The sequence below is a fragment of the Embleya sp. NPDC059213 genome (assembly GCF_042754445.1).
GTDB lineage: Bacteria > Actinomycetota > Actinomycetes > Streptomycetales > Streptomycetaceae > Embleya.
Map to the genome: position 1 here is coordinate 18,522 of NZ_JBHZAV010000077.1, position 25,161 is coordinate 43,682.

Below are 25,161 nucleotides of genomic sequence, written 5' to 3' on the forward strand. Positions count from 1 at the left end.
AGCCCCGGGTGGGCTCGCCGGCGGGGTGGTCGGTGGTCGGTGGGGCTATCGGATGCTGCGGGGGCGCATGTCGGTCCAGACCCGGTCGATGTGGGCGAGGCAGTCCGGGCGGGTGCCGGTGAAGCCTTCCGCGCGCCAGCCGGCCGGGAGATCCCGGTCGGTGGCCCAGACCGAGTACTGCTCCTCGTCGTTGATCACCACGCGGCAGTCGCGTTCGGTTTCGTCGTTGCCGGTCATACCTTCTCCAGTTCGGGTTCGGGCGACTTCCGGACGGGCGGCGGCGATGCGTCCGCCCGCTTCTTGCGGCGTTCCTCGATGCCGATCAGGTCGTCCGGCATCGCGTCCGGGACCTCGTCGTCGAATCCGGCGATCACCCGGTGCCGGAAGGAGGCGAGCGCGAGCAGGATCATCGCGGACGCGCACACCAGGTACAGGAACCCGGTGCCGCGCCCCTCGCCGACCCCGATCACCCGGCCGACGCTGGACGCCAGCGCGCCGCCCGGGGTAAACAGCGGTTCGAGCAGGTGCACCGCGAGCGGCGCGATCACCCCGAAGCCCAGCGGGAGCGTGGACCACGCCACCATCGTGTTCAGCGCGATCACCCGGCCGTGGAACCGCTGGGGCACCTTGACCTGGATGATCGTCGCGTAGATGCCGTTGAGCAGGGACAGTCCGAAGAACACCCCGAAGAAGCCGATGCCGACCAGCACCGGCGAGGGCCGCAGACCGGCGACGAAGGCGAAGACCGCGATCAGCACGGTGGCCAGCAGGATGCCGTGCATCCGGCGATGCCGCGGACCTCCCCACACCCCCATCGCCAGGCCGCCGAGCAGCGCGCCGGCGCCCGCCGCGACGCCGACCGCGCCCGCGGTGTGCACCGATCCGAAGGACAACACCAGCGGGGTCATCAGCACCAACATCGGTGCCAGGAACACGTTGAGCAGCGCGAAGTAGAGCAACATCGTGCGGAATCCGGGATGCCCCATGGAGTAGCGCACCCCGTTGGCGATCTCCTTGACCATGCTCTCGCGCCGGGTCTGCGCCATCGTGTCGGGGAACGGCACGAAGGCGACCACCGTCACCGCGATCACGAACGTGGTGATGTCGATCACCAGGATGCCGCCGAGTCCGATGCTCGCCAACAGCGCGACCGCGATCAACGGCACCACCAACTGGGCCAGCCCGGTGCTCATTTGCACGATGCCGTTGGCATGGCCCAGATAGCGCTTGGGTACCAGTTGCGGCACCGCGGAGGTGTAGGCCAGGCGTTGGAAGGTGGCGGTCACCGACAACACCACCAGGAGTCCGTACACCGCCCCCACGCCCAAATGGCCGCCCCACAACAGCAGCGCCATCGTCACCTGCACCGCGCCCGCCGCGCAGTCCGCGGCCAGCATCACCGACCGGCGACTGTTGCGGTCCACCACCGCCCCCGCCAACGGCGCCACCAGGATGCCGGGCACCAGCGCCAGCACCGAGAACAGCGCGAATTGGGTGAGCGAATCGGTGCGCAGATAGATCCAGATGGGGATGGCGAACTCGGTCAGCGCCGACCCGGTGATCGAGGCGAGCTGCCCCAGGGCCACCGCCATGAACCGGCCCATGCTCGGCCGCACGGCCGGGGTGGGCGTCGACCGGACGGCGGCGGGTGCGGCTTCATCCTCGGAATCGGCGTCGGTGCCGCCCGATACGCCCTGCAACCACCATCCCGCGTCCGCACCGCGCGCCGCCCGGGTCAGCGGCTCGGTCCGGTCCCGGGCCACGGCCTCGTGCGTCGCGGTGACGATCTCGGCCAACTCGTCCGCCCGGTAGCGCAGGAAGTAGTGGCCCGCCTCGTCGATCACCACCAGCGCCGTGGCGTCGGCCATGAAGTGCCACTCCCGGAAGCGCTCCTGGTAGAACTCCGTGCTGGGGTCGCGCTCGCCGATCACCGAGATCACCGGTGCGGCCAACGGCCGCATGCCCTCGGCCATCCGCCGGGTGAAGTACTCCTCCGAAGTCCGGCCGTCCTTGCGCATGTTGCGGATGATGAAGGTGACCTGCTCCTCGTCCAGGTCGCCGAGGTCCGCGCCCATCGAGGTCAGCCAGTTCAGGTGCACCCGGTCCCCGCGCAGCCGTTCGAGTCCGGAGAAGCGCGACAGCGCGCCGAGCAGACCGCCCTCGGGTCGGGCGAACGGGAAGATCGCGCCCAGGTACACCGCCTCCAGCCGGCGCCCCGACTCCTCCAACAGATGGGCGATCTGCGCGGTCAGCGCACTGCCCACCCCGCAGTGCCCGTAGAGCGCCAACGGTCCCTCGACCCGGGCCAGGATCTCGTCCACACACTCCCGGGCGACCTCCTCGATCGGCCTGGGCGCCTCGGGCATGGACAGGTCGTGGCCCGGAATGGCCACCGAGTACAACGAGTGCCCGGCGGGCAGCGCATCGGCCAGCGGCTGGTACACCACCGCGCTGCCGCCGCCGTACGGCACACACACCAACGAGAGCACCCGCTGCGCGACAGGCACCGGCCGAGTCAACTCGTGCAACAGCGAACGGGGTTCATCCGTGCCGACCGGACGGTCGATCAAGGCGGCGAGTTCGCGCACGGTCCGGTGTTTGAACAACTCCAACAGGCTCACCTGTCGACTCCCGGGCGGCAACACCTTGCGCAGCCGGGCCAACACCTGCATCGCGAGCAGCGAATGCCCGCCCAGTTCGAAGAAGTCGTCGGTGACTCCGACCGCGGCCAGATCGAGCACCGACGTCCAGATCCCGACCAGCGCCTCCTCGGTCGCACCGACCGGCGCCACCCGCTCGCCGCCGTCCGCCCCGCTGCCGGCCCCGGCGTCGGGCTCCGGCAGCAGCGCACGGTCAACCTTGCCGTGCGCCTTCAGCGGCAGTCGGTCGAGCCAGACGAACCTGGACGGCACCATGTACTCGGGCAATCGAACCAGCAGTTCCCGGCGCAGCTCGGCACCGGCCGGCGGCTCGCCCGGGTGGTCCTCGGCCGGCACCAGATAGGCGATCAGCCGTTGCGATCCGGCCGGTCCCCGCGCGTCCACCACGGCCTGGCCGACCGCCGCCTGCGCGCGCAACGCCTCTTCGATCTCGGCCGGTTCGACCCGATAGCCGCGAATCTTGACCTGCTGGTCGCTGCGACCGAGGAACTCCACGTCACCGTCGGGCAGGTAACGACCCAGATCGCCGGTGCGGTACAGCCGGGCGCCCGGCGGCCCGAACGGGTCGGGCACGAACCGGTCGGCGGTCGCGCCTGGTTGCCCCAGATAGCCGCGGGCCAGCCGCTCGCCCCCGATGTGGATCTCCCCGGTGACTCCGATCGGTACCGGTTCCAGGTGCGCGTCCAGCAGGTAGATCCGTGCGTTCGGCAACGGTCGGCCGATCGGCGTCACCGTCGAGATCGGCACCTCCTGCGGGCGGACCCGGTAGGTGGTCACCCCCACCGTGGTCTCGGTCGGCCCGTAGTGGTTGACCACCGCGCAGGTGCCGAGCGCGGCCAGATCCCGCGTCCACTCCCACGACGAGCCCTCGCCGCCGAGGATCAACATGCGCCGGGGCAACAGGCGTTCGGCGCCGACCTCGGCCGCCAGTCCGGCCAGGTGGGAGGGCGTCATCTTCAGGTAGTCCACCGGATGCCGACCCAGGTGGTCGGCGAACTCCGCACCGGAGAGCCGCTTGGGGATCAGGTGCAGTTCGCCGCCGGTGGTCCAGGCCAGGTACAGCGCGGTGATCGCGAAGTCGAAGGACAACGACTGGGCCAGCCCGTAGACCGATCCGGGGACGATCTCGAACCGCTCGCGTACGCCGTCGAGATAGGCAAGTGCCTCGCGGTGCTGCACCGCGACGCCCTTGGGACGCCCCGTGGAGCCGGACGTGTAGATCACGTAGGCCAGGTTCCCCGGGCCGGCCGGGGCCCCCGACTCCGCCCGCTCCGAATCCGCCCGCTCCGAATCCGGATCCCGGGCGTCGATCGCCGCCTGTTCGCGATCGAGCAGAATCACCGTGCCGGCGTGACCCGCCGTGCGCTCGCGCAGCGCGCTGTCCGTCACCAGGACCCGCACACCCGCATCGGAGAGCATGAACGCCAGCCGCTCGACCGGCTGTTCCGGATCCAGTGGGAGATACGCCCCGCCCGCCTTGAGCACGGCCAGCACCGCCACCGCGAGGTCGAGCGACTGTTCCAGGCACAGCGCGACCGGTGTCTCCGGGCCGACCCCGCACCCGCGCAGGTAGCGGGCGAGCCGAGCGGCGCGCGCGTCGAGTTCGCCGTAGTCGAGCGTCTGCCCCTCGTGTGTCACCGCCGGGGCGCGCGGATCCAGGGCCACCCGGGCCTCGATCGCGGCGGCCAGCGTGGGGTGTTCGGGCAGTGGCCGGGCGGTGTCGTTCCAGCCGGTGACGAGTTGGGCCCGCTCCTGCGCGCCGAGCAGGTCGATCCGGGACAGCGGGGTATGCGGGTCGGCGGTCACCACCCGCAGCAGGGTGGCCAGATGCCCGGCGAGCCGAGCCACCGTGCTCGCGTCGAACAGGTCGGTGTTGTAGGTGAGCAGGCACTGCATCCCGGTGTCGGTCTCGAACACGAACAGGCTCAGGTCGAACCGGGTCACCCGGGAGTCGCCGGTGAACCAGTCGTGGTCGAGCCCGACGAAACCGCGCTCGCCGCGCCCGTAGTTCTGCAGCGCGAAGGTGACCTGGAACAGGGGTGTACGGCTGACGTCGCGGGTCACGTTCTGGTCCCGGACCACCTGGTCGAACGGCAGATCCTGGTGTGCGTAGGCGTCCAGGCTGCTTTCCCGGACCCGACCGAGGAGTTCGGCGAAGGTGGGGTCCCCGGCCAGCGGCGCCCGCATGGCCAGCATGTTGACGAACATGCCGATCATCGGTTCCAGGTCCGGATGCGGACGTCCGGCGATCGGCGAACCGATCGCGAAATCGTGCTGACCGCCGTGCCGGGACAACACCGCCTGCCAGGCCGCGAGCAGCGTCATGTACGACGTGGCGCGGTGCGCGCGGCCCAACTCCACGACGGCTGCCGCCAACTCGGCGTCCAGCTTGAAGCCGTGCGCGTCGCCGACGAAGGTCTGTTGGGCCGGTCGGGGCCGGTCGGTGGGCAGCGCGAGCGTACCCAGCCCGGCCAGTCGCTCGCGCCAGTAGCGGGCGGCCCGCTCACCTTCGGGACCGGTCAGGCGCTGCTGCTGCCAGGCCGCGTAGTCTCCGTATTGCACCGCCGGTTCGGCCACAGGCGATTCCAGGCCGGCCGTGAACGCGCCGTAGTCGGCCACCAGTTCGTTGACGAGCAGATGTACCGACCAGCCGTCGCCGATCAGGTGGTGCAGGACCACCAGCAGTACGGTGTCCTCCCGGTCCAACCGCACCAGCGCGGCCCGCACCAGCGGTGGCACCTCCAGGTGGAACGGGCGGGCAGACTCCGCACCCACCAGCGCCGCCGCCCAGCGCTCCCGGGCCTCGGCGTCCAGGTCGGCGTCGGGCGTGTGCCGGGTCACGGTGAGCGGCATCGGCGGATGCACGGTGGCCACCGGTCGACCGTCCGCGCTGGTGCCGAAGGTGGTGCGCAGGCTGTCGTGCCGGGTCAACAGCGCCTGTAGCGCCCGTTCCAGGGCGTCCTCGTCGAGCCGCCCGCGCAGTCGCAGTGCGAGCGGAATGGTGTACGCGGCCGTTCCCGGGGTCAGGTTCTCCATGAACCACAGCGGGATCTGCGCGAAGGACAAAGGGACTTCGGCTCCCTCCGGCAGTCGCGGGATCGATGGGGGCGCGGCCGTCGCGGATCTGCGCAGCCGCTGTTCGAGCAGGGCCCGTTTGGCGGCGGAGAGTCCGCCGGGACGGGTCGGTGGCGCCGGGGTGAGCGTCATCGTGGATCTCCTGTCTCGGCCTGGTCCAGCACCAGTCGTTCGGCGTCCGCCTCGGAGAGCGTGTCGAGTTCGGCGAGCAGCAGTTCCTCGACCGACGCGGCCAGGCCGGCCACGGTGGGATCGGCGAACAGGGCGCGGATCGGCACGGTCAGTTCGATCGCCGCGCCGAGTCGGGCCACCGCCCGGGTGGCCAGCAGCGAGTGGCCGCCGAGGGCGAAGAAGTCGTCCAGCGCGCCGACCCGTTCCAAACCGAGCACATCGGCGAAGGTCTCCGCGACCAGTTCCTCGGCGCTGCCGCGCGGCGCCACGAACGAGGTCGCCGGGGTGCTGCGTTGTTCCGGTGCGGGCAGCGCGGCCCGGTCGAGCTTGCCGTTGGTGGTCAGCGGCAGGCGCTCCAGCAACACATACGCGGCCGGCACCAGGTACGCGGGCAGCGTCCGGGCCAAGGCGGCACGCACCGCCGGCGGGTCCGGCGGGTCGACCGCCTCGGCGCCGGGCACCAGATAGGCGACCAGTCGTCGATCGCCGCGCTCGCCCCGCACCAGCACGGCCGCCTGGGCGATATCCGGTTGTGCGACCAACGCCGCCTCGATCTCCCCGAGTTCGATCCGGTAGCCGCGCAGCTTGACCTGCTGGTCGGTGCGACCGAGGAACTCCAACTGCCCGTCCGGGCGTTGCCGAGCGCGGTCGCCGGTGCGATAGAGCCGGGCGCCGGGTGCGCCATACGGGTCGGGCACGAACTGCAGTCCGGTCGCACCCGGGCGGCCCAGATAGCCCCGGGCCGGTCCGATGCCTCCGATGCACAACTCCCCCGGCACACCCGGCGGCACGGGTTCGAGATGCCGATCCAGCACGTGCACGCGGGTGCCGGCCAGCGCCCGCCCGATCGGCGGTCGGGCGCCGTCCCACGGTTGGGCGCGCGGGCCGGCCAGGGTGGCCGACGTGACGATCACCGCGGTCTCGGTGGGCCCGTACGTGTTGACCAGGTCGACCCGGTCGCCGAACGTCTCGCGCCAGCGCCGCGTCGAGGCGGCGTCGGCCTGATCGCCGCCGATGATCAGCAGCCGCAGCGCCTTCGGCCACGGCAGACCCGGGGTCTGGGCGACCAACTCGTGCCAGTAGGAGGTGGGCAGATCGAGCACGGTCAGGGTGCGACCGGCGTCGGTGCCGAAGAAGTCGGGCAACAGCCCGTCCGCGGGTGCGAGCACCAGCGTCGCCCCGCCCAGCAGCGTCGGATAGACCTCCTCGACGTGGGTGTCGAAGCCGAACGAGGCGAACTGCAGGACCCGGTCGGTGGGGCCGCTGCGGTAGCGCTCGCGCATCCAGGCCACCCGGGCGGCGAGTGCCCCACGGGTGATCAGCGTGCCCTTGGGGCGGCCGGTGGAGCCGGAGGTGTAGACGAGGTAGGCGAGATGCTCGGGCCCGGCGATCGGGGCGAGCGGCTGGTCCCGCGCTTCGTCGCCGTCGCCTTCTCCTTGGAGGCCGGCGGCCCGGTCCCCGTTCTCGTCCCGCACCCCGGGCCCTTCCCCGGGCCCGTTCTCGGACCCGTCCAACAGCAGGACCGGCGGCGCGCCTTCGGCGAAACGGCTCGCGAACTGCGCTCGGCACAGGACACGTTCGGCCCCGCTGTCGGTCAGCATGTAGGCGATGCGCTCGGCCGGCAGCGCGGGATCCAGCGCGAGGTAGGCGCCGCCCGCCTTGAGCACGGCGAGCAGCGCGACGATCGTCTCGATCGAGCGTTCGGCGCACACCGCGATCACCGAGTCCGGGCCGGCGCCGCCGCGCCGCAGTTCGCGGGCCAACCGGTTCGCCCGGGCGTCCAGGTCGGCGTAGCCGATGCGGGTGTCGCCGCACTCGACGGCATCGGCCTGCGGTGTACGCAACGCCTGCACCTCGAAGGCCAGGATCGCGTCCGGGCAGTCGCCCGCGTCCGGGCCGGCTGCGGCCGCCGTGACCCGGGCCCGCTCGGCCGGCGGCAGCAGCGGCAACCGGGACAGCGGCGTATCCGGGTCCGCCACCGCGCCCCGAAGCAACGTCTCGAAGCAGCGCGCGAGGCGGGCGACGGTCTCGGGGACGAAGCGCTCCGTGTCGTAGACGAACTCGACGACCAGTTCGTCGCTTTCCGGCCACACCTCCAACGTCAGGTCGTACTTGGCCTGGCGGAAGCCGGACTCGAAGACCTCCGCGCTCGCCTCGCCGAGCCGCAATTCGGGGCCCGCGGGCGGGCGCAGGATCAACATGGTCTGGAACACCGGCGGGCTGTCCGGATCACGGTCCACGTCCAGGGCGCCGAGCAGTCGTTCGAACGGCACGTCCTGGTGCTCGAACGCCTGGAGTGCCACCGTCCGGGTGCGGGCCAGGAAGTCCCGGAACGAGGGGTCCCCGGCGGTGCTCCCACGCAGCACCAGCGTGTTGAGGAAGTAGCCGACGAGAGGTTCGTACTCCTCCTCGTCCCGACCCGCCAACGGCGAGCCCACGCACACGTCCTCCTGGTCGCAGTAGCGCGCGAGCAGGGTCTGGTAGGCGGCCAGGAGGAACATGTACAGGGTGACCCGCTCGCGCCGGGCGAGTTGCTCGATGCCCGCGCGCAGCTCGGCGGGCAGGTGGTGGGTGACCGTGCCGCCGCGCCCGGGGTGACCGCCGCCCACGCGGGCCCGGTCGGCGGGCAGGTCCAGGGTCGGCGCGCCCGCGAGTTGTCGGGTCCAGTAGGTCAGCCGTTCGTCGAAGCCGGGCGAGTCGACGAGTTCGCGTTGACGCCGCACGTAGTCGGTGTAGCTCAGCGGCAGCGGTTCCAGCGGCGAGGGCAGACCGGCCGCGAACGCCGAGTACACGGCCACCAGCTCGGTGTCCAGAACGTTCATCGACCAGCCGTCGGCGATGATGTGGTGCAACACCAGGCACAACACGTGATCGTGCCCGTCCTCGTCCAGGCGCAGCAGGCTCGCCCGCAGCAGTGGGCCCCGGGACACGTCGAAGGATCGGTTGGTGCGTTCGGAGACCAGTTCGCGGGCGTGCCGCTCCCGCTCGGCGGGCGGGCCGTCGACGATCACCCGCTCCAGGGCGAAGTCGTGCCACGTGCCGATGAGTTGTACCGGCACGCCGTCCTCGTCGGGGAAGCAGGCACGCAGGCTGTCGTGTCGCGCGACCAGTGCGGCCAGCGCGCGTTCCAACGCGTCGGCGTCCAGCGGGCCGCGCAGGCGATGAATCTGGAACATGTTGAAGGCGGCGTCGCCGGGGTTGAGCCGGTCCAGCAGCCACAGTCGTTCCTGGCCCGCCGACAGAGGTGTCCGGGTGGACTGTTCGGGCCGGTTCGCGAGCTGCTCCGCCGGTTGTTCCCGGTGCGGGTCGAGGCTTCGGAATGGGGTACTCATGGCCGCCGTTCGCTTTGCATCGCGCTGACCGCGCTGGTGAGTCCGGTGATGGTCGGGGATTCGAAGAAGACGTGCAGCGGTACGTCCACGCCCAGGCGCTTGCGAATCCGCGCGCCGATCCGGGTGACGGTGAGCGAGTGACCGCCCAGGTCGAACAGGTCCTCGTCGGGGCGGATGTCGTCCAGGCCGAGCACCTCGCGCCAGATGGCGGTGATCTCGGCGGCCGGGCCGGGGTCGCCGAGCGGCTCGGCCGCCGGGTCTCGATCCGGGTCCGATTCCGAATCCTGGTCCGCCGCCCGCACGCGAGGTGGTGCGGGCAGCGCGGCCCGGTCCAGCTTGCCGTTCGGCGTGAGCGGCAGGCGTTCCAGGGCAACGAACGCGCTCGGGACCAGCGCCCGGGGCAGCGTCGCGGCCAGGTGCACCCGCAGTTCGGCCAGACTGGGGACGGCGCCCGGGCGCGGCACCAGGTAGGCCACCAGGCGCGCGCCGTCGGCCCCGTCCTGCCGGGCCAGCACGGTCGCCGTCGCGACATCCGGGTGGACGAGCAACGCGGCCTCGATCTCGCCGAGTTCGATCCGGTGGCCGAGGATCTTCACCTGGTGGTCGACTCGCCCCAGGAACTCGATCCGGCCGTCCGCGCGGTAGCGGGCCCGGTCGCCGGTGCGATACATCCGGGCTCCGGGCGGTCCGAACGGGTCCGGTCCGAACCGGTCGGCGGTGACGCCGGGCAGGTGCCGGTAGCCCCGGGCCAGACCGCTGCCGCCGATGTACAGGTCGCCCTCGACCCCGATCGGGACCGGGGCGACTGCGGCGTCCAGGATGTACATCCGGGTGTTGGCGATCGGGCGGCCGATGCTCACCTCGTCGTCGTCCGGGCCGATTTCCGCCGTACTGGACCACACCGTGGTCTCGGTCGGTCCGTAGGCGTTCACCAACCGTCGTACCTGCGCCCGCAGTTCTCGGGCCAGGGGGAGCGGGAGCGCCTCGCCGCCGGTGACCGCGACCACGGCCGGCTCCGCGAAGCCCGCGTCCAGCAACATCCGCCACCCGGAGGGGGTGGCCTGCACGTACGAGACGTGTTCGTCCCGGATCAGCCGGAGCAGCGCCCGCCCGTCGCGTACGTCGCCGTCCCGGGCGAGCACCAGCAGGCCACCGGTGATCAGCGGCACGTACAGTTCCACGGCGGAGATGTCGAACGAGGCCGAGGTCAGGCCGAGCCACACCGCGTCCTGATCGCTGTGCAGCGTGTCCCGCATCGAGGCGAGCAGGTTGCTCAGCGCGCCGTGCTCGATCTCCACACCCTTGGGCCGGCCGGTGGAGCCGGAGGTGGCCAGCACGTAGGCGAGGTCGCCGGGCGCGGGCGCCGGCCACGACCGGGGTGCGCCGGCGATCGCGGTGCCGACTTCGCTCGCCTCGCCGACCTCGCCGACCTCGCCGATCCCGTCGATCAGCAGCGCGCCGTCCGCGTGTTCGGGGAATCGTCCGAGCAGGTCGTGCTCGGTCAGCAGCACGGTCGCGGCACAGTCCGCCAGCACCGACGCCAGCCGCGCCGAAGGGTACTCCGGGTCCAGCGGCAGGTATCCGGCGCCGGCCCGCAGCACACCCAACAGGGCCGTGGGCAGTGCCGCGGTGCGCCGCACGCAGACCGCCACCAAGTCGCCCGCGCCGATGCCGGCGGTGCGCAGCCGCTCGGCGACCGCCTCCACGGCCGCGTCCAGTCGGGCATAGGTCAGTCGTTCCGCACCGCAGTGCACCGCCGGTGCGTGCGGCGTGCGGGCGACCTGCGCGGCGAACAGTTCCGGCAGGGTCGCGGGATCGCCCGCCCGAGCGGTGTCGTTCCAGTCGACCAGAATCGCGGCCCGCTCCCGGTCGGTCAGCACCGGGAGGCGCGACAGCGCGGTGTCCGGGGCCGCGACGATCGCGCGCAGCAGGGTGGCATAGTGCCCGACGATCTCCTCGACCGCTCCCCGGTCGAGGGCGTCGGTGGCGAAGTGCAACTGCATGGCCAACCGGTCGGGGTCGTCCAGGCATTGCAGGTGCACATCGCCACGCACCGCGTGGTTGAACAGGGTCCAGTCGATCGACCCGGGCACCCCCGCGAAGTCGGGTACCTCGGTGCGTCGGCGATAGCTCATCGACACCGGTGCCAGCGCCGAGCGTGGGGTGAGACCGGCCACCGCCCGACCCAGCGGTACGTCCCGCACCAGGTACAACTCGCGCAGGTCGGCACGCAGCGCCCGGCCGAAGTCAGCGAACGACAGATCCGGCGACGGCGAGCTGTGTACCGGGAGTTCGTTGACGTACGGGCCGATCCGGTCGCGGCTGTGCGGGGTTCGGGTGCCCAACCCGATGGCCACCGTGGGGCGTTCGTTGCCGTAGCGCCACAGCAGCACGTGCAGGGCGCCCAGCAGCAGCGCGAACGAGCTGATGCCCAGCAGTTCGGCGGTGCCCGCCAGGTCGCGCCGCAAGGCGTCGTCCACGGGTATCGGCACCGACTCGCCGGGACCACCGTCGGTGCCGGGGCGGCGTCGACCGGGCAGCAGCACCGGTGGCGGGTCCTGGGCCTCGGCGGCGAAGCGTTCCTTGGCGAGGGTGACCCGGTGGGCGAACTCCGCCGCCTCGCGGGCGCTGCGCTCGGCGTCGGCGCTCGGCTCGTGTTCCACCGGATCCGGCTTGGTTCCGCCGCCGAAGGCGGTGTAGAGCGTGGCCAGTTCGCGGACCAGGATGTCCTTGGAGCCGCCATCGAAGGCCAGATGGTGGACGACGATCAGCAACACCCGGTGACCGGGGCCCGCATCGAGCAGCGTGAAGCGCGCGAGTGGGCCGGTGACCTGGTCGAACGGGCGCAGGGTCTCGTGTCGGATCGCCTCGGCGACGGCGTCCGTACGCCGATCGTTTGCGGGCGCCGCGAGGGGCAGGATCACGAGTCGGGGGATGAATTCGGCGGGAACCGACCACAGTTCGCCGTCGACTTCGCGCAGCACGCTGCCCAGGATCGGATGGCGGGCGACGAGCGCGTCGCAGGCGTCGGCCAGGGCCGCCCGATCGAGGTCGCCGGTGAATCGGATGGCGAGCGGCATGTGGTGGGCGGTGCCGGTGTGGCCGGCGAGTTCGGTGAACCGGATCCCGTGCTGCGCCGGGGTCACCGGGGCGCGGTGGAGGGTTTCCGGCGGCAGGGGTACCGGCTGGGACTTGCGCATCGTCAGCCCTTCTCGGTGATGATCGGTGGGTGCACAAGCGCGTCGGTGTCCCCGAACACCGGCGCTTGGGGCTGGTCGAGCGCGAGCGCCCAGGCGTCGACGAAGGCCCGAGCCAGGCCCTCGACGACGGACGGCGCGAAGGCGCGTTCGTTGTACAGCAGCCAGCCGGCGATGGTGCCGTCCGGTTGTTCGGTGAGGGCCAGTTCCGGCACGCCGAGATCGGGAAGACCGCCGGGAGTGGGCCACTCGGCGTCCAACTCTCTGGGCAGTTCGAAGGGTTCGGAGAGCAGTCCGAGGAAGTGCGCCCGGTTGGACCAGCTCTCGTAGCGAATCCAGGCCGTGTCCGGAAAGCGCGGGTAGAACTCGGCGAACGGGTAGGACTGGTGCTCGTTTGCGGCCAGTGCGGCGCTGCGGACGCGGGCCAGCAGTTCGCCGAAGGAGGGGTCGCCGTGCAGGTCGATCCGGATCAGCAGGGATTGCACCAGGCAGCCGATCAGGTTCTCGCTGCCCGGTCGCGAGCGACCCGGCACCGGTGACATCACCACGATGTCGCGAGTGCCGGCGGTCCGGGCCAGCACGCTCGTCCAGCACGCCGTGGCCAGCATGAACGGGGTCGCGCCCTGCTCACGCGCGCTCGTGCGCAGCCGGGCGACCAGGTCCGCGTCCAGGGTGAACCGGACCGAGGCGCTGTGCAGTCGGTCGGTGACCTCCCGGCCGGGGAAGGGGTCGATCGCGGCCGGTGCACCGGCCAGGGACGCCTCCCAGAAGGGGCGGGTGCGCGGCCACTGGGCGCGCGCCCAACCCAGGTGTTCCGAGCAGGTCGGGCTGGGCACCGGCAGCGGGCTCGGCCGACCGGTGCGAAACGCCGAGTAGGTCATCGCGAGTTCGCGCAGCAGCACCCCCATCGACCAACCGTCGAACACCATGTGGTGCACGGCGAGGATCAAGACGTGTTCCTCGACGTCGAGTTCGATCAGCAACGCGCGCACGAGCGGTCCCCGGGACAGGTCCCAGCCCGGTTCCCGTTCGCCGCGGGCGTGTTCGTGGGCGAACCGCTCGCGCTCGGCCGGGGTGTCGCCCAGGGCCCGGACCCGCCGCACCTCGGGCGGCAGTTCGGGTCGTACCACCGCCTCCGGGACCCCGTCGACATAGCGGAACACGGTGCGCAGCGCCTCGTGTCGCCGAACGACGTCTTCCAGGGCGGCGGTCAGGGTATCCGGGTCGAAGACGTCGGTGATCCGGATCCCCACGCTCACCGGGCCGACGTCGCGAGGTTCCTCGGTGGCGTGCATCCAGACGAAGAAGTTCTCCTGCTGTGAACTGAGCGGCATCGGCGCGAGTTCGGTCGAGGTCGCTGGATCGTCGGCGCGGGCGGGTACGGGTTCGGCGCGCGCGGTGTCGATCCAGGCTGCCTGGTCGGCCAGTTCGGGTCGGTCGAAGGCGAGCGAGGAGGGCACCTCCAGGGCGAACAGGCGTGCCGCGGCGGCGGCGAGCCGGGTGGCCTTGAACGAGTCCCCGCCCAGGGCGAAGAAGTTGTCGTCGGGACCCGCGCCGCAGCAGCCGAGCACCTCGTCCCACAGGCCGCTCACCGCCACCTCGGTCGCGGTGCCGGGCGCGCGTTCGGACGGGGTGTCGCCCGCGGTCAACCGGGCGCGCAACTGTTGCTTGACCACCTTGCCCGCCGGGTTTCTGGGCAGCGAGTCCATCCGCAGGAGTCGGGTCGGGATCTCGGGTCGGGCCAGCCGTTCGCCCAGGAACACCCGCAGGTCCTCGGCCGACACCTCGGCCCGCAGCACCAGGGCGGCGGCGACCATGGTGCCCATCACCGGGTGCGGCACGCCGAACACGGACGCGTCGGCGACGGCGGGGTGTTCGTGGAGCGCGGCCTCCACCGCGAGGGTGGACACGCGCATCGCGCCGGACTTGATCAGGTCGCTTTCCCGGTCGATCAGGTACAGGTAGCCGTCGGCGTCCAGGCGGCCGATGTCACCCATCCGTACCCAGCCGTCGGTGAACACCTCGGTGTCGGCCCGGGGGTCGCGGTAGTAGGTGCGCGACGTGGTGGGCGAGCGCAGCCAGATCTCGCCGGCCTCGCCGGTGGGTACGGGTTCGCCGTCCGCACCGACGATGCGCAGATCGTCCCGGCCGGTGCCGCGGCCCACCGAGGTGGGGCGGTCCGGGTCGAAGACCATGGTGGTCTGCGCGGGCGCCGCCTCGGTGGAGGTGTAGGAGTTGACGATGGTGGCGTCCGGGAACGCCTCGGTCAGCGCGAGTGCGGTGGTCGGTGGCAGCGCGGCGGCGGTCGAGCCGAACAGTTGTACCGTGCTCACGTCGTGCCGGGTCCAGGCCCGGGAGTTCACCAACTCGGTGGCCATCGCCGGGACCGTGAACACGGTGCCGACCCGGTAGGCGGCGATCAGCGCGCAGAACTCCTCGGCGTCGAACGCCGGTGCGCACAGGGCGGTCGGCTCGGCGGTCAGCGCGTTGAGCAACATCGTCTGGCCCGCGTTGGTGCCGATCGGGAAGGCGTGCAGGAAGTGCCGCGAGTGGGCCAACTGTCGTCGTCTGGGCGCGGGTTCGAAGCCGTGGGTGAGATTGGCGTGAGTGGCGGCGACGCCTTTGGGCGTGCCGGTGGTGCCGGAGGTGTACAGGATCTGGGCGAGGTCGTCGGGGCGCGGGGCGGGCAGGTCGGGCAGGTGCCGGCTCGGGCCCCGGTGCTGCTCGGGTCGTTCCCGCTCGGGTCGGCGCGGATCGCGTCGGTGTGCGTCCGGTCCGTGCGCATCGGGTCGGCGCGGATCGGGCGCACGGCCCTCGGCTCGGTCCGCGGCGGCTTCGAGCTCGGCCGCGGGCAAACTCCACGCGTCGGTCGGCGCCGGCCGGATTTCGGCGCCGTGCAGGACGCCGGTGGCGGCGCAGTGGGTGAGCATCGTGTGCAGGGCGGCGGGCGGCAGTTGCGCCGGGAGCGGCACCGCGACCGCGCCGGCTCGGTGCACCGCGCAGTAGGCGACGGCGTAGTCCGCCCATTCGCGACCGCCGAAGAGCAGCCCGATGCGGTCGCCATCGCGCACTCCGCGTACGCGCAACTCCCGTGCCAGGGAGGAGGATCGACGGTCCCAGGCGGCGAAGGTAAGCCGGTTCTCGGGTATTTCCGGCGTCGCCGGTGCTCCCGATGTTCCAGTGGTTCCCGGTGCTGCCGGGATCAGGAAGGCGACCCGTTCGGGGTCGACGAGCGCGCGGGCCGCCAACAGGCCCGGCACGGTCAACCCCGGCGCGGTCGCCCTCGTCACGGAGCGCGCCGGGTCGGCTAATCTCCGGTGGGTCTCGGCGGGGGTCACCTCGTGGTCCCCGTCGGGGTGACGGGATGCGGGCATGGGTGAGTTCTGGCTCGGCGCATGGATGTATCTCCGGGGTAGGAGTGCAACGTGCGGAAACGCCATGGGCAACGTCGGCCCACGCTGGGCAGCGCAAATGCCGTACGGGAACCGCCGAATCGGCCATGGAGCGATGACCGTCGGCGACAAGTCCAAGACTGTCAATGGACTAGACCAATGACAAGAGCCGGGCGGAATCCCGGTGCCGATCCGGGCGAGAAATCGCCCGCGCGACCACCTCGAAGGCCCATTCCCCCGCACCGGTTGGTCGGACGGCGACGGACGAACCGTTCGATTTCCGCGCCGGGAAGGCGAAAATCACCGGGCCGAAACAGGGCCTGTCGCCGCCGGGATTCCGGCGCTACCGTGAGCCTGCCGCACTTCCCTAACCCAGGGTCGATGGCTGGTGAACCCGACGTACCCGCCGGGAACATCGGACATCGGCGGAAAGGTATCGTCATGCGCACCGCATCGATTGCCGCTCGGAACACCGTCGTCAACGCCTGGCGCTCCGGCGCCGATTCGGCCGACGGCCTGGAGAACCCCGCCGGTTCGCTCTACATCGGCGGATCCGCGACCGAACAGGGCCTCACCGAGATCGACGTCGCCGCCATCAGCTGCGGCACCGCGTGCTCCTGGTCGCGCACTCGCGCCTGTTGTTGATCCGTACCTCAACCGACCCGCCGTCGGAAGCCGTCGCACCCGAACCGGCTTCGGACGGCGGGTCCGTCGTCGATGGGTGGCGATCCGCGCATGGCAATCCCGGTCCGGCCCCGCCCGGTGGTGACGTACGACGACGCGGGCGAATTCGACGCCGCGTTGCGGCCCTTGACCGAGCCCGCCCTGGAGCGCTTCCGACGCCGCCTGCGCGCGATCCCGGATCCCCTGTCGACGGCCGAGCGGGAGATCCTGCACCGAGCCGCCCACCGCTCCCTGTTGAGCGCGGTCCGCCCCAAGGCCAACCGCCTGCTCCTGCTCGAACTGCACGCCGCACGGATGTCCGGCCGGCTCACCCGGGCCACCAGTGAGCAGCGCTGGGACGAATTCCTCGAACTCGCCGCCGAGCCCGGCTTCTGGAGTGAACTCGACGCGGACTACCCGGCATTCGCGCCCCGTCTGGACCGGGTGATCCGCAATCGGTGCGCCGCGCTGCTCGCCCTGGCCCGCCGGTTGGCCGCCAACCGTGCCCGCCTGGCCGACCTGCTCGGCACCCCGCCCGGCGAACTGGTGGAGATCGGCCTGGACGCGGGCGACTCGCATCGCGGCGGCCGCACCGTCGCCCTGCTGCGCTTCGAGTCGGGCCGCGCGGTGTACAAGCCCCGCCCGCTGGCCGTGGACACCGCGCTCGCCGCGACCCTGGACGCGCTCCTGGCCGGCACCCCGCACGCGGACCGGATCAGGGTTCCGCGGGTGTTGCTCGGCGACGACTACGGCTGGGCCGAGCACGTCGAACACCGGCACTGCGTCGACGCACGCGAACAGGCCCGCTTCTACCAGGGCCTGGGCGAGTGGATGTGCGTGATGCAACTGCTGGGCGCCACCGACCTGCACTCGGACAACGTGATCGCCCGGGGCCCGGTCCCGTGGGTGGTGGACTGCGAGACGTTGTTCAGCCCCGAGCCGCACGTGGGCGCGAGCGGACTCGGCGACGCCTTCGACACCGCCGCGGCCTCGGTCCGCCGGACCGTGCTGCGCACCGGGCTGTTGCCCATGCGGTTGGCCCAACTCGTGCTCCAGGGCGTGGACATGTCCGCCGTGGGCGCGCTGCCCGAGCAACAACCGCGCATTCCGGTACCGGTGATCGCCGGCGCCGGCACCGACCTGGCCCGCCTGGCGATGGAGCCCGCCGAGGTGGCCGGTTCGGCCAACCTGCCCGCACCCGACGCCGATCCGATGGCCCATCAGGACGACATCGTGCGCGGCTATCGCGACCTGCGCGGCCGGCTCGACGGGCTGGACCGGGCCGGCCGACTGCGCCCGATCCTGGACGCCTTCGTCGGCTGCGACCTGCGGGTGGTGTTGCGTCCCACCCAGGTCTACGTCGAGATCGCCCGGATGTTGTGGCACCCGGCGTCACTGCACGACGAACCGGCGGCCGTCGGACGTGCCCGGGACGTGCTGACCCGACAGGCGAAGGCCCTGCACGGCGCGCCGTCCACGCCCGGGGTGGTCGGCGCCGAGGTCGCCGATCTGCTCGACGGCGACATCCCGTTCTTCGGTGTGCGCCCCGAGGACGGCCGGATGGACGGGCCGCGCGGCACCACGTGGGGGGATCCGGTGCACTTGATCGACGCGAGCGTCGAGCGCTGGCGGGCGGGCGACCCGGAGTTCGAGGAGGTGATGATCCGCTCGTCGCTGCTGGGCGTGTATCGGGACCGCAGTGCGATGCCCGAGGCCGATCGACGCCGGGACCTGCCGGTACGGACCGAGCGACTGGACGAACGCCGCCGTGACCTGACCGCCCGCACCGCCCGGGACCTGTGCGCGCGGGCCGTGCTGGGCAAGGACGGCACGGCCACCTGGGTGGGCCCGGTGTACACCGAAGGCGGGTTCAGCGTCCGGCCGTTCGCCGCCGACCTCTACGGCGGGCAGGCCGGCGTCGCACTGGCGCTGGACGCCTGTCTGGCCCAGTCGCGCATCGGTCGGGTGCCGATGGTGCCCGAGTTGGAGGCCGTCGCCGACGGCGCGATCCGGGCGCTCGCGGCGATGGAGGACGCGGTACCGATCACCCGGGTCGGCGCGTTCGACGGAATCGGTGCGGCGGTGCGCACGTGGTTGACGCTGGGCGCGACCTCCGGCCGGCAGGCGTACCTGGATCGGGCCGTCCGGCACGCGGAGCGCGCGTCGGAGTTGCTGGCCCGGGACACGATCCTCGATGTCGCGGGCGGCGCCGCCGGGTTGGTGGTCCCGCTGTTGGCACTGGCCGAGCGCACCGGCGACCAACGTTGGCGCCGCGTCGCGGAATCCGCCGGCCGGGTCCTGATCGAGCACGCGGTCGTCGAGGACACCGGGCACGGACGGGTCGCCCGTTGGCCGACCGCACTCTTCCCACAGGGCATCGGCGGCTTCGCGCACGGCGCGGCGGGCTTCGGCTGGGCACTGACCCGCCTGGGTCTGGCCACCGGCGACCCCGAACCGCTCGAACTCGCCGACCTGGCCACCGCGTTCCAGGAGAGCCTCTACCGCCCGGAGGCCGCCGCCTGGCTCGACGCCCGAGAGCCGGACCAAGTCCTGTACCTGGACTCCTGGTGCCACGGCAGCACCGGCATCGGCCTGGCCGCCTGGGACCTCCACGTCCGCACCGGCTCCCCCACCCACCTGGACCGCGCCCTCCGCGCCGCCGCCGCCACCTGGCGCACCGGCTTCGGCTGGGACTACACCCTGTGCCACGGCGACCTCGGCTCCTGGGAACTCCTCGACACCGTCCTCACCGGCGCCCCCACCCACGTCCGAGCCCACCTCCCCCAACCCCCCACCCGCTCCCACCTGACCGCCCTCCTCCTCACCTCCCTCGAAACCCACGGCCCCCTGACCACCCCCACCCCCACCACCGGCCTCCTCCCCGGCACAGCCGGCACCCTCCACCAACTCCTCCGCCTGAACCAGCCCCAAACCCACCGAATCCCGTCCCTACTGCTCCTCGACGAGCTGTAGAAGGACACCCGCTCAGCCCGGCCGGCGCTTGAGACCAAGTAGCCTCGCCGGCGCTTGAGGCCAAACCAGCCTCGCCGGCGCATGAGGCGAACCAGCCCCGCCGGCGCATGAGGCCAACCGAGCCGATCCCGAGGTCAACCCCCCTCGCCCAGGGGACCATAGGCCGCCGCCTGCAACCGATACAGCTCCGCGTAGTCCCCCCCGGACCGCATCAACTCCTCGTGCGACCCCTGCTGCACCACCTCCCCACCCCGCAACACCACGATCCGATCGCACTCCCGCACCGAAGCCAGCCGATGACTGATCAACACCACCGTCCGCCCCGCCGCCAGCCGCCGAATGTTCGCGAACACCGCATGCTCCGCCCGCGCGTCCAACGCCGCCGTCGGCTCGTCCGCGATCAGCAACCGCGCGTCGCGATAGAACCCACGCGCGATCCCGATCCGCTGCCACTGGCCACCCGACAGATCCACCCCGGCCCGAAACTTCTTCGACAACAACGTGTCGTACCCGTGCGGCAGCCGCGAGATCAGCCCATCCGCCCCCGCATCACACGCCGCCCGCAACATCGCCGCCCCATCCGGATCGACCCGATCCGCCCGCCCCAGCACGATGTTGCCGCGCGCCGTCACCGGCCAGCGCGTCGGCTGCTGCATCACCAGCGCCACCTGCTCGCGAATCCCGACCGGATCGACCTCGGCCAGATCGACGTCGTCCCAGTGCACCGTGCCCTTGTCCGGGTGGTACAGCGCCGCCAACAGCAGCGCCAGCGTGGTCTTTCCCGACCCGTTCTCGCCGACCAGCGCCACCGTCTCCCCCTGACGGATCACCAGATCCACCCCGCGCAGCGCCGACTCCGCACTGCCGGGGTAGCCGAAGTACACGTCCCGCAACCGGATCTCGGCGAAGCCGACCGGCCCCGCCCGGGTCGCCGACGGCCGCGCACGCGCACTCGCCTCGTCCAGGAACGCGTGATAGTCGGTGATGTACAGGGACTTCTCGTAGAGCCGGTCGACGGCCACCATCAACGTGGCCAACGACCCGCTCGCGGTCCGCACCGCCAACACCGCCGTACCCGCCACCGCGAGCGGCACGATCTCCGCCCGCACCAACAGCCCGAGCGCAACGTAGGTGGCTCCCAACGCCAGGCCGGACAAGGTTCGGCCGATCACCCCCACCCGCACCTGCGCATAGCCGACCCGGACCTCGGCCCGCTCCACCGAACCGGCCAACCGCCGGAATTCGGCGAGCAACGGCCGCTCCGCGGTACAGGCGCGCACTTCCGCCGCCGCCTCCCGGGCGCTGAGCAGATCGGCGAACAGCCACAACCGCCGATACAGCGTCATGCGCTGCACCATGCCCTCGAAACCGATCCGTGCCGAACGCAGCGCCGCCCATCCCTGCGGTGCGATCGACAGGGCCAGCAGCGGCAGCAGTACCGGATGCAGCCCGGTCACCACGCCGACCCCGACCAGCAGGCCGACCAGCGCCCCGAGCAGCTCCACCGCGTGTCCCAGGGCCAGTTGCGCGTGGTCGATGCCACGATCCCGGGCCCGCGCCAGCGCGTCGTGCCAGTCGGCGTCGTCGAACGCACCCAGGTCCGCGCCGACCGCCGCGGCGTGCAGCCGGTTCTCGGCCACCCGGCGGATTCCCGGCGACAGACGGGCCTGGGTCGCCGCCACCACCGTCTCCAACCCCGCCCGCAAAGCGGTGGCCAGCACCACCGCGACTACCGCGGGCAGCGCCGCACCGACCCGATCCGGCGCCGGCCCCGAGGCGAACAGCGCCCCCAACGCCCGCGCGGTGGCCAACAACGCGAGCGCGGTGGCCACCCCCGCGGCCGACTGCGCGAGCACCAGCAGCCAGGTCGCCCGCCGACTCGCCGCCCGGGACAACCGCCACACCTGGGCCAGCGCGACCGGCAGCCGAGTGAGCATCCGTCCCAGGCCCGCGTTCGCCGCGTCCCCGTCGAACGGCGTGTCGTACCCCTGCCCCAGCTCGTCGAACTCGCCCATCCCCGCAGGCACTTGCCCGGTCATCCGCGCACCCCTCCCGGCCGACAAGTACAAGTACGGTATGCCCGGGCCGGGTACCCGCTACGGATGCCGACGCGCCGCAAGCCGGAAGGGGGATCGAAGACACGCCTAGTCGGGGATCAACCCGCTGCGTCGTGCCAGCGCCACCGCCTCGGTGCGGCGGGCCGCGCCCACCTTGGCCATGATGTTGGAGACATGCACACTCGCGGTCTTGGCGCTGATGAACAGTTCCTCGCCGATCTGCCGGTTGGTCCGCCCCTTGGCGAGCAGTTCCAGCACCTCGCGTTCGCGCGCGGTCAACACCGTCTCCCCGGTCGATGCCGCATCGGAACCGCCCAGCCGGGCCCGCCGGACCGTCGCGTCCACCGCGTCCCGCAGCGGCACCGCGCCCAGCCGCTCCGCCGTCTCCCGCACTCGGCGCGCGTGGTCGGCCGCCTCGTCCCGGCGGCCCGCCGCCACCAGGGCCTGGGCCAGCCGCAGTTCACTGCGTGCCGCCTCGAAGACATTGCCGTAGTCGTACGCCCGGACCGTCTGCTCCCACAACGAGACGTCCGAATCGCCGGACACCCGCGACCATTCGGCCTCGGCCCGCAACAGCCAGGCCCTGCCCTCCGATCCGCTGCGCGGAAAGCGGCGACCGGGCCAACTCGCCGAGACACGGGCCAGTTCGATGAACTCCCGTGCCGCGGCCAGCTCCTGTTCGGCCCCCTCGGTATCGCCCGCCGCCCGTAGTTCGATCAGCGTGTCGCCGATCGCGGACAGCGCCAGCGCGGACAGCCGAATGCCCACGTCCGGGTACGGATTGCGCTCCTCGGACAGTTCGGCCAGCACCGCGCGCGCCCGGTCGGCCGTCGCCCGGGAGTCACCGCGCCAGGCGGCCTCGTCGGTCAGCACCAGACCGCCCACGAGCGTGCCCATCCAGTTGAACGGCCGTGCCTCGAACACCGCCCGCGCCTGCTCCACGACACCGGGCTCGCCGCGCCCCAGCGGCACATACAGCGCCGCCGCCGCGACGTGCCCGTACGCCGACGACGGCACGGACGAGGGCACCGCCGCCAGGGCGTCGTCCCAGCGGCCCAGCGTGTACAGGAGTTGGGCGCGCAGGTAGCGCATGTCGAGCGGATACGGCGACGAGGACCTGGTGGTACGACGGGCCAGTTCCAGACCGTCGTCCAACCAGCCCAGACTCTCCTGGAGCAGGCCGGCCTCGAAGGAGCCCATGGCCAGGTTGAACAATGCCCGCAGCTCGATCGCCGTATTGCCCGAGCGGCGAGCCAACTCCCGGGCCTGGACCAGCCGTTCGCGCCCCTCGAAGGACTGCCGACTGGCCCACTCCAGGCCGGTCAGCGAGATGATCGCGTCGGCGAGGGCGTCGTCGGTACCCAGCTCCTCGGCGACCGCCAGCACCTGGCGTCCGACCCGCAGGGCGGTGTCGTCGTCCTTGGAGAAGTACGCGGCCTGCACAAACGTGGCCGCCGCCCACAACCAGGTGCGCGTCGGCGGCTCGGCCGGGATCATCGCGAGTGCCTGGCGGCTGTACTCGAACGCGGCCTGAAGATCGTCCACGCTCATCAGACTGGAGGCGAGCGTGTAGCGCACGGTCACCGCCAGGTCGATGTCCGCGTGCGCACCGAGCCGGTCCAGGGCGGTACGCGCCAGCGCGACGGCGCGGTGCGCCTCTCCGGCCCGGACCGCGGCCGCGGACGCCCGCAACATCAGCGAGACGTCGTCGGTCCCGGTCGACTCCCGTGCGTTCGGCACCGCGTCCCATACCTCCAGGACCGCCTCCAGCCAGCGCAGTTCCTCGGCGGGCGCGCCCACGCTCGCGGCGTGATCGGCCGCCTCCAGGGACGCGGTGAGCGCCCCGGGCAGGTCGTGACTCGCCCGGTGGTGGAGGGCACGCTCGGCGGAACTGCCCGCCCGCCGCCCCGCGTCGTCGAGCAGCCGCGCGAACACCGCGTGGATCCGCACCCGTTCGCCCGGCAGCAGGTCCGCATATGCCGCCTCGCGGATCAGCGCGTGCCGGAACGCGTAGGCGTCCCCCTCGGCGGCCACCAACAGGTGCCGTCCGACCGCTTCGCGCAGCGCGGTGTCCAATTCGTCGTCGGGCAGGTCGACGGCATCCCGCAGCAGCCCGTGTTCGACCCGGCGACCGGCCACGGCGGCGGTCCGGATCACCCGCTGGGCCGTGCCCGACATCTGCTCGATCCGGGTGAGCAGCACCTCGGCCAGACCGCTGGGCACGCCGCCGTCGGTGGCATCGGTGGCCGCGCGCAACTCCTGCGCGTAGAACGCGTTGCCCTCGGCCCGCTCGACGATGGCCCGCACGGTGGCCTCGGGCAGCGGAGCGGCGGTCAGGCCGCGCACCAGGCTGGCGACGTCCTCGTCGGCCATCGGCCGCAGATCCAACCGCCCGACGGAGGGCAGCCGTACCAACTCGGCCAGCAGCGGGCGCAGCGGATGCCGTCGATGCAGGTCGTCGGAGCGGTAGGAGACGAGCACGGTGAGCCGCTGGTACGCGGTACCTCCCGGACGTTGTGGCAACAACCGACTGAGCAGGAAGCGCACCAGGTCGCGAGTCGACTGGTCGGCCCAGTGCAGGTCCTCGACCACGAGCAGCACCGGAGCCCGCTCGGCCAGGTCGCCGAGCAGCGCCGCGACATCCTCCAACAACCGCAACCGCACCCCGGCGTCGGGCAACGCACCCGCGTACTCCGCCGCACCCCCGCCGGCCCGCAACAACCGCTCGACGGCGGGATGCGCGGCCAACACCTCGCCGTACCGCGCATCGGCGTCCAGCCCGCGCAGCACCTCGACGAACGGCAGATAGGGCAGCCCGACGTCCCCCAGGTCCACACAATGCCCGGTCAACACGGTCATCCCGGCCCCGGCCGCCCGGGCAGTCGCCTCCGCGAGCAACCGCGTCTTCCCCACCCCCGCGTCCCCCGCGAGCAACACCGCGCACGGATCCCCGGCCCGCCCCCGCGCCAACGCCTCATCGAGCCGAGCGACCTCCTCGCCCCGCCCCACCAGCGCCACATCCCAGCCCACGTCGGTCACCGCGCAATCCTCACACGCGCCCCCGACACAGGACATCCGGATTCGACCACCCCTTCCCCCGCAAACCACCCGAACCGCGCCCATTGCCGCAGTATCCGGATGTCCCGGCGTGGTCATCCGCCCGGCACGGAACCCCGTGGACGCCCCCTACTCCGAGCCACCCGCGCCGCCCGTGAACCTGCGAAGCCGCTCCCGCTGCTCCTCGACCCACCCCTCCGGCAGGTGAACCGGCAGCGTCACGGTGACCAGCGAGGCCGAGTCGTCCCCGACGCCGATGTCCTGCCCCTCGGCTTCGGGCACAAAGCGAATGCCGATCGACGGCCCCCGATCCAGGTCCATCCAGACGACGTCCCGCCCCGCCGCGAGCTCGTCGAGCGCGTGCCCCCAACTCTCCAGCTTCGAAGGTGACAGATAGAGCCACAGCCGCCCCGTCACGAACGAACTCTCCACCAGAATCTCGGCATCGAAGCACCCGGGCTCCCGGACCAGGGGATTCAGCACCCGGACCCGAACACTGTTCAGTCGATCCGTAAGGCGGATGAGCTCGAACGGAAAGGAATCCATCGATCCTCCTCTGCCGCCGCACGTCGGCTCTGCCACAT

10 protein-coding genes are annotated in these 25,161 nt (G+C 72.0%); 2 read left to right on the forward strand and 8 right to left on the reverse strand.

Translation table 11 applies throughout. The features are described from left to right. Nucleotides 1-45: 45 nt before the first annotated feature. From ACFXMF_RS26345 to ACFXMF_RS26365, 5 genes are read right to left on the reverse strand one after another with little or no spacing between them, the layout of a single operon-like run. Complete coding sequence (locus tag ACFXMF_RS26345) at nt 46-237, reverse strand: MbtH family protein (RefSeq protein ID WP_360317153.1); 192 nt, start codon at nt 235-237, stop codon at nt 46-48. Beyond that, nucleotides 234-5,867, reverse strand: a complete 5,634-nt coding sequence (locus ACFXMF_RS26350; protein ID WP_379988953.1) for an amino acid adenylation domain-containing protein — start codon at nt 5,865-5,867, stop codon at nt 234-236. Before ACFXMF_RS26350 ends, ACFXMF_RS26345 begins: the two co-directional genes overlap by 4 nt. Beyond that, nucleotides 5,864-9,238 (reverse strand): amino acid adenylation domain-containing protein, encoded by a 3,375-nt coding sequence (locus ACFXMF_RS26355; protein WP_379988952.1) that lies wholly within the window; start codon nt 9,236-9,238, stop codon nt 5,864-5,866. Before ACFXMF_RS26355 ends, ACFXMF_RS26350 begins: the two co-directional genes overlap by 4 nt. Beyond that, complete coding sequence (locus ACFXMF_RS26360; protein WP_379988951.1) at nt 9,235-12,438, reverse strand: amino acid adenylation domain-containing protein; 3,204 nt, start codon at nt 12,436-12,438, stop codon at nt 9,235-9,237. The genes ACFXMF_RS26355 and ACFXMF_RS26360 overlap by 4 nt, the downstream gene beginning before the upstream one ends. A 2-nt stretch (nt 12,439-12,440) precedes the next feature. Next, the gene (locus ACFXMF_RS26365) at nt 12,441-15,725 is read right to left on the reverse strand and encodes an AMP-binding protein (protein WP_379988950.1); all 3,285 of its coding nucleotides are present in this window, start codon (nt 15,723-15,725) and stop codon (nt 12,441-12,443) included. Between the two features lie 543 nt (nt 15,726-16,268). Here ACFXMF_RS26365 and ACFXMF_RS26370 point away from each other — a divergent pair. Both ACFXMF_RS26370 and ACFXMF_RS26375 read left to right on the forward strand, forming a co-directional pair. After that, the gene (locus ACFXMF_RS26370) at nt 16,269-16,472 is read left to right on the forward strand and encodes a DUF6229 family protein (protein WP_360317143.1); all 204 of its coding nucleotides are present in this window, start codon (nt 16,269-16,271) and stop codon (nt 16,470-16,472) included. 90 nt (nt 16,473-16,562) lie between these two features. Then, nucleotides 16,563-19,463, forward strand: a complete 2,901-nt coding sequence (locus ACFXMF_RS26375) for a type 2 lanthipeptide synthetase LanM family protein (RefSeq protein ID WP_379988949.1) — start codon at nt 16,563-16,565, stop codon at nt 19,461-19,463. A gap of 134 nt (nt 19,464-19,597) precedes the next feature. On the opposite strand, the gene ACFXMF_RS26380 is transcribed toward ACFXMF_RS26375, so the two are convergent. From ACFXMF_RS26380 to ACFXMF_RS26390, 3 genes are all read right to left on the reverse strand, one after another. Beyond that, nucleotides 19,598-21,502: an ABC transporter ATP-binding protein gene (locus tag ACFXMF_RS26380; RefSeq protein ID WP_379988948.1), complete on the reverse strand. Its 1,905-nt coding sequence runs from the start codon at nt 21,500-21,502 to the stop codon at nt 19,598-19,600. A 105-nt stretch (nt 21,503-21,607) separates the two neighbouring features. After that, complete coding sequence (locus ACFXMF_RS26385) at nt 21,608-24,595, reverse strand: AAA family ATPase (protein ID WP_379988947.1); 2,988 nt, start codon at nt 24,593-24,595, stop codon at nt 21,608-21,610. 111 nt (nt 24,596-24,706) lie between these two features. Beyond that, nucleotides 24,707-25,161: DUF5959 family protein (locus ACFXMF_RS26390; RefSeq protein ID WP_380020808.1), on the reverse strand; the 455-nt coding region annotated here is incomplete at its 5' end.

What these genes read in the sequence shown, in the direction of transcription:
- ACFXMF_RS26345 (WP_360317153.1), bottom strand. Translation starts at nt 237, where the DNA reads ATGACCGGCAACGACGAAACCGAACGCGACTGCCGCGTGGTGATCAAC.
- ACFXMF_RS26350 (WP_379988953.1), bottom strand. Translation starts at nt 5,867, where the DNA reads ATGACGCTCACCCCGGCGCCACCGACCCGTCCCGGCGGACTCTCCGCC.
- ACFXMF_RS26355 (WP_379988952.1), bottom strand. Translation starts at nt 9,238, where the DNA reads ATGAGTACCCCATTCCGAAGCCTCGACCCGCACCGGGAACAACCGGCG.
- ACFXMF_RS26360 (WP_379988951.1), bottom strand. Translation starts at nt 12,438, where the DNA reads ATGCGCAAGTCCCAGCCGGTACCCCTGCCGCCGGAAACCCTCCACCGC.
- ACFXMF_RS26370 (WP_360317143.1), top strand. Translation starts at nt 16,269, where the DNA reads ATGCGCACCGCATCGATTGCCGCTCGGAACACCGTCGTCAACGCCTGG.
- ACFXMF_RS26375 (WP_379988949.1), top strand. Translation starts at nt 16,563, where the DNA reads ATGGCAATCCCGGTCCGGCCCCGCCCGGTGGTGACGTACGACGACGCG.
- ACFXMF_RS26380 (WP_379988948.1), bottom strand. Translation starts at nt 21,502, where the DNA reads ATGACCGGGCAAGTGCCTGCGGGGATGGGCGAGTTCGACGAGCTGGGG.
- ACFXMF_RS26385 (WP_379988947.1), bottom strand. Translation starts at nt 24,595, where the DNA reads ATGTCCTGTGTCGGGGGCGCGTGTGAGGATTGCGCGGTGACCGACGTG.